Origin of the sequence: Bacillus multifaciens, from assembly GCF_030756675.1 — a bacterium.
GTDB lineage: Bacteria > Bacillota > Bacilli > Bacillales > Bacillaceae_G > Bacillus_A > Bacillus_A multifaciens.
The window spans coordinates 1-5,305 of sequence record NZ_JAVBXD010000081.1 but is presented as its reverse complement, the minus strand read 5'-3'; the positions used below and the strand labels follow the sequence as shown (position 1 = coordinate 5,305).

General features: G+C 35.6%; 3 protein-coding genes and 1 pseudogene. All 4 read left to right on the top strand.

What is annotated here, in order from left to right; genetic code table 11:
- Positions 1-556 (top strand): annotated as a pseudogene (locus tag Q9306_RS24345) (DUF2207 domain-containing protein); the annotation flags it as partial.
- A 5-nt stretch (positions 557-561) separates the two neighbouring features.
- Positions 562-1,389 carry a phage tail domain-containing protein gene (locus tag Q9306_RS24340; protein WP_306203189.1) on the top strand — a complete coding sequence of 276 codons (828 nt, stop codon included), beginning with the start codon at positions 562-564 and terminating at the stop codon, positions 1,387-1,389.
- A gap of 15 nt (positions 1,390-1,404) precedes the next feature.
- Positions 1,405-3,378, top strand: coding sequence for a pyocin knob domain-containing protein (locus tag Q9306_RS24335; RefSeq protein ID WP_306203187.1), 1,974 nt, complete (start codon positions 1,405-1,407; stop codon positions 3,376-3,378).
- A gap of 1 nt (position 3,379) precedes the next feature.
- The gene (locus tag Q9306_RS24330) at positions 3,380-5,233 is read left to right on the top strand and encodes a phage tail protein (RefSeq protein ID WP_306203185.1); all 1,854 of its coding nucleotides are present in this window, start codon (positions 3,380-3,382) and stop codon (positions 5,231-5,233) included.
- Positions 5,234-5,305: the final 72 nt, after the last annotated feature.

Here is a 5,305-nt window from a genome sequence, read left to right as displayed (position 1 = left end):
GTCAGGAATTTTGAGCGCATGGGATGGTATAAAGTCTGGTATCAAAACAACAATAAATTTCATCATTAAAATGATTAATAAATTCATAGATGGATTTAATGCACCGGCGGATGCCTTAAATAAAATACCTGGTGTTGATGCTCCGAAAATTCCACATGTTCCAATGCTTGAGAAAGGTGGACATGTTCTTGGTGATGGACAATTTATTGCTGGTGAAAAAGGCCCTGAATTATTCACCAAACAAGGAAATAAAGTTTCTGTAACACCGTTATCATCTAGGGAGAAATCGCTTGGTATCACGGGTACAATTAAAGAGTTAGTTGCGAATATGAATCGTACGATGGCTGGTAATATACAATCCCTTAATGAAAGTGCAATGCGTGGAATGAGTGTTTCATATGCAGGAATTCCTGGTATGGATTCAACTCCAAAAGAGGTAGTTGTACAGCTTACTGTAGATCAACCCGTAATTGTGGATGGCCGTACGGTGCAACGCTCTGTAAGAAAAGAAGATTTAAGACAAGAAAACATTAACTTCTTGAAAAGGGGGCAATGATAATCATGCAAGATACACTACTGTTATTTAAAAATGGACAAACTTGCTCTCTCAAGAAAGACCACAATGTTGAAACATTAGAATTAACAGTTGACCCTCCACAAAAGGAAGCACAGAAAACAAAAATGAATGGTAAGTATGGTGTTCATTATTACAACAAGAGTTATACAGAACGAGGCTGCCAGCTTAGAGTTCTTGTGGATACGATGGACATAGAGGGTGTTTATGAGAAACGGAATGAGTTATATGCCTTATTCGGAAGGCTAGAAGACTTTTATATCATATATTCAAGAGAACCAGGTATACGGAGACGTGTTGAGTATCAAGACATGAAAATCAATCGTCCGCCTGGTTCTTTATTATTTGAAATTACTGTTGAGTTTTCCATGCCTGATGGTTTCGGCGAAAGTATCTTTAAATCACTGGATGCAAAGGAATGGGATACAAATAAGTTCGCTTGGGGCATGGGAATGGAATGGGACCATAAATATGATTACACATTCAAAGAAAAAATGTTCCACTTCAAAAACATTGGAACGATGGAAATTAATCCATCACAGCATGATATAACATGGCGGATAAAATGTGATCCACGCTACTTAAAGGTTACTAACTTTACTACTAATGACTCATTAACAATTTATAATCCTGGTGCCGTTTCACAAGGAATCATTGTTATAAAGGGACTTCATATAGAAGATGAGTATGGCCGTAATCTTGTGCGTCATGCTGATGCAGGTGAAATTCACCTTGTACCTGGTATAAACCAAATCAAAATTGAATCGTCCACTTTTCATTGGTGTGAGATTGATACGAAATTCTATTATTTGTAGAAAGGAGCGAATGTTATGAGTTTATCGCGACAATATTATATAAACACCCTTATATCTGCCGATGAACGTAAAGAATTGAATTTAGAAATGGACAACGTATATTTAGAGCTTGTGAACAACAACAATTTTATTGTTAAGGTTCAACAAGCTCTTTTAGATTTAACAACAAAAGAAGCAGCCGATGTTACTAATTTATTAGCATTAATAGCAAGTGGAAACACAGATACCTTAAATACAGTGAAAAAATTAATCTCAGATTTCTTAGCAGCAAAGCCGTCAAATTTTGATGAGGTAGTCGCGGCAAGGCTAGGAGAAAAGACATTATATGATTTGAATCAAAAGATAAAAACGAAGCTTGATAATACAGATAGTTTTCAACAAGTTAAATTAACTGATGATGAAGGTTATTCAGTTAGACTTACAGATGCAAGAGATCTTAATTTGATTACTAAAACTGGTTTTTACAGGGGATTCGAACTTAAAAATGCTCCAAAAGAGAAAAATTACGGTTGGTATATCCAAGTGTATTCGCATAATGTTACTGATTTTGCTTGTATGCAGATCGCGTACTGTCTTCACAGTGCGGAAGATAACAGCCTATACGTCCGCAAGAAAGTTAAGGGAACTTGGACGGAATGGGAGCAGCTTGGTTTGGCTGGAGCTTATGATGATATCAAAAATGAAGTCAATAAAGTTAAAGGCGCTCATCCTTCGTTAGATGCAGCAATCAGATCCATGATTCCATATAATAGTGTTAATTATTACGCAGACTTTCAAAAGGCACTGAACGAATCGGCAGGAAAAACGTTAGATATTCCAGCAGGCACATACACAATTGGTGATTTAGAAATTCCAAGTAGCATTAACATCCGTGCTGATCCGAATGCCTTTTTTATTTTAAAGGCAGGAAGTACAACATTTTTTACAAATAAAGATGTTGTCAATATTGGCGGATATGATAAGACAAGAAACATCGTCTTTAAAGGTGGAATTTTTGATTTTAAAAAGCTAAAAGATGCAAAAGCATTTGTGTTATCACATTGTCAAGATGTTGTGATTGATACAAAAATTATTAATGGCGGTGAGTCCAAATCATATGTCGCTTTGAATGCTGTGAAAGATTCAAAAGTAGACATAGAAGCTGTGGATTGTACAGCTACGACATCGATAGGTGCAGTGGTAGGTATGTATGTATTCAATGATAAAAATACGCTCACAAATCAAAATGCGAAGCCTTATGATATGACACCTTGTGACAATGTAAATATAAATCTCAAATTGAAAAATGTGAAAAAAGGTTTAGTGGAAATTGGGCCTGTTGATAAAGTGATTCATAAAAATATCACTTATAACGTACAAGCTGAGAATGTATTAGAAGAACTCGGATTGTTCAATAATATGTCCTACTTCAAAACAGAAAAAGTAATTGGGAATGATGTCGGTTACGGTCTAGTATTCCAGATTTTAAATGATACTTGCGAAGATTTCACAATTGAAGGCGTAAACCTTCGAAACGGAAAAAGTAAAGAAACATCTCGTGGTGTTTGGTTCAAGAGCAAGGAAGGTGACAATGCACCACAATACAAAAATGTGAGGATATTAAATCCTGTCGTTCGAGCTTTTAATAAAGGAATAGTAACGGAATATGGGTTTAGTGCTAAAATTACCAATCCAGATGTACAAGAATGTTGGGAAGATGGTATTTGGAATTACTTCACTCTTGATTGGGGTCTAAACGGTGGAACGGTTAAATATAATAATAAATTTGGTTGGGATTCCCGTGCAGACGTTCACATCGGAGAGTTAGCAATCTCAAATGGTAATAAAAAAGTATTTAGATCCATTCTTTCAAATGTACAAGTTAGAACATTACGAGTAGAGAATCTACAAGATAGTATTATTGCAAATGTAATTATCAAAGGTGGGGGCTTCTCTCAAGTTGGTTCTAATCACAATAATAAAATCGATTATTTAGAAGTGGGTTGGTAGTATGAAGCGAGTGGAAAGACCTAAAATTGAACAATTGAGTACCGGAGATCAATATCATTTAGTTGATATGAAACTTTTTGAGGTAATAGAGGGCAAAAATGAACCGTCCTCTATTCGCTTCGAAGTTCCAGATACAGATATGAATAAGCGTGTGTATCCGTATGTAGAAGATAGGAATCTACTTATCTTTGAGGGGCAATACTATATCATTCTAGTGAACCATCTTGATGAATTAGGCTTCAAGGACTGTGATGCAATTCAAATAGGTGCTGAATTATCTTTACAAACACAAGAAAAGAAGCTCACAGGATACCTCGATATAGAGGAAGGGCTTGCGCACACATTTGAGGGAAGTAATTTTAAATATATCAATCGTTGTTCGAAAAAAACACAATTACAGTTTGATAACTTCGGTGGCGAAAGTCGAATGAAAATGATTCGAAAGCTACTAGATCGATTCGATATTGAATGTATTTTCGATAATATGACTGTTATATTTGCGGATAGAATCGGTAAAACAACAGACAAGCTATATAAATTTGGTTATAACGTAAATGCGATTAAGAAAACGACAGATGATAGCAATTGCTCATTCTCTGTTTTACTTTTAGGACATAAACCATCTAAAGAAGAAGGTGACGGTCCACAATTTACGTATTATTATGAATCACCTCTTAAATACAAAATGCCGGAACTCATTCGTTATCGACAAGCTGAGAATATTGAGGATGACAAGATCAAAAATGAAGAAACAGCAAGGAAACGTTGCGAAGAGGCTGTAAATGATATTCCAGTCACTTCTATCACTGTGGACCATAAAGAAGCGAACTTTGATGACTCTAACGAACCGAAAGTTGGAGATAGTGCAATCCTTCAACATCATAAGTACAATATGGACTTTGACGTGCGTGTTGTAAAGCGTACTCGTTATCCATTTGAAGAAACACCAAATATCTATGATTTTAGTAACAAACGTGACGAATTAATTGATAGAACGGAAGAGCAAAAGAAATGGACCGCTGATATTCTTTCCGTTGTAAAAGAATTGGATAAAAAGTTATTAGAGGAATCCAATAAATATACAGACCGTATCAATGAAATAACAGATAAAAAAGCCGAGGAAGCCAAGAAAGAAAGCGAAGCAGCGAAGAAACTTGCAGAGTTGGTAAAAGAAAATCAAAAGAACTTTCAAACTACAATTATTGAAAGTAATACGGAACCAACGACCAATCTTGAGCCTGGTAAAACACTTTGGCTGGATACTTCGAAAGGAAAGCCTGGTGTTCTGAAAAAATGGAACGGTAAAACATGGGATATAATCGTTCCAGATGTTGATGTAATAAAAAAAGATACATTAGAAGAAGTGAACAAACAGGTAGAAACGGCGAAAACAGAGCTTAATGAAAAAGTAGAAGCGGTTCAAAAAGAAGCGCAAGGAAAATATAACGAGATTGAAGAAACAATTGATGGTTTTACTCGAACTATATCAAATGTACAAAAAGAGCAAGGTGATATCAGCAAGAGAGTCACTACTACAGAACAAACGGCCGAGGGATTCAAGAAATCAATAGAATCATTAAATACAACAACTGGGACGATCACCAACAAAATAAACACTGTAGAAGAAACTGTGGAGGGTACGAAAAAGACGATTTCTGATGTGCAGTCTGATACAAATTCACTTAAGAAGACAACAACAGAAATCAAAGAGCAAGCAGGGGAAATCAGTGAAAAGTTAGATAGTGTAGAGAAGAAAACTAATAATCTTAGTGTTGGTACTCGAAATTATGTCCTATTAAGCTCTGATGAAGTTGTACTTACAAATACTGATACTAGTCAAACTCAGGCGTGTTGATTATCCAGTAAAAACCAAAAATAAATACAAAAAAGAACACCTTTCTTGTAGAATGTAAGTGCGACCCAACAA